The sequence below is a fragment of the Streptomyces sp. RPT161 genome (assembly GCF_027533845.1).
GTDB lineage: Bacteria > Actinomycetota > Actinomycetes > Streptomycetales > Streptomycetaceae > Streptantibioticus_A > Streptantibioticus_A silvisoli_A.
The window spans coordinates 1-1,108 of record NZ_JAPZVN010000082.1 but is presented as its reverse complement, the minus strand read 5'-3'; the positions used below and the strand labels follow the sequence as shown (position 1 = coordinate 1,108).

Below are 1,108 nucleotides of genomic sequence, written 5' to 3'. Positions count from 1 at the left end.
ACCTCACCCAGCCAATACTGCATCTGCTGCAGCACCCACCCCGTCAACTCATGAGTGGACTCCACCACCGCGCGCGGGTCCCCGGACACAGCCAGCGCAACCGCCTGCGGAACCGCGGTCCCGTCCTCCAGGGCGATAGCGACCGCGTGCAGATCGGCATACACAGCGTCGGTTGAGTCGGCCCGATCGACCACCATCCACTGCCCCGTCGGAGCAGCGGTCGGCGTAGGGACGTCGGTCCATTGCGTCCTCAGCAGGGAGCGGTCACCTGTGCTCGTGGTGATGCTGTTGGCTGCCAAGGGCCGTACGGTCAGTGAGCCAATCGACAGCACGGGCAGCCCGGTACTGTCCGCGACCGCGACCGCCACCTCATCAGGACCCGTGCGAGTCAACGCGACCCGAAGCCTGGACGCACCCGAGGCACGCAACACCACATCCGTGAAGCTGAACGGCAACCCTCCGCCTTGGACCGCGTCCAACTCGGCGAAGACTGCCGTGTGCAGTGCCGCGTCCAGGAGTGCCGGGTGGATCCCGAACGCCTCCGCCCGACCTGAGTCTGGGAGTTCGACCTCCGCCAGAATCTGGTCCTCGTGCCGCCACGCCTTGGTCAACCCCTGGAACACCGGGCCATAAACGAGGAACCCGCCTTCACTCAGTCGGTCATAGAACCCCGAAGTATCCAGTTCCGTCGCACCCGGGGCCGGCCAGGCCTGGGTCACCGAGTCGAACGTCCCATCGGCCTGGTCTTGACCAGCGGCATGTGCACCAGCACTCACCACACCCATGGCGTGACGGGTCCAGGCCTCCTCTCCGTCCAGGCGCGCATATACCGCCACGCTCCGCCGCCGTGTCTCTGCGCCGGCGAGGGTATCGGCATCGCCGACCACGATCTGAACCTGGGCCCCACCTTGGGCGGGCAGGACCAGCGGTGCTTCCAGGACCAGCTCATCCAGCCGGTCACAACCCACGCTGTCACCAGCACGGATGGCGAACTCGACATAGCCGGTACCGGGAAACACCACCGCACCCTGCACCGCGTGATCCGCAAGCCAAGGGTGAGTCCGCACGGACAGGCGACTGGTGAACACCACACCATCGGTCTGCGGCG

The 1,108-nt window shown here is 66.7% G+C and carries 1 protein-coding gene; it reads right to left on the bottom strand.

What is annotated here, in order from left to right:
- Positions 1-1,108 (bottom strand): polyketide synthase dehydratase domain-containing protein (locus O5O46_RS34990; RefSeq protein WP_269859722.1); only part of this gene is annotated, 1,108 nt, incomplete at both ends.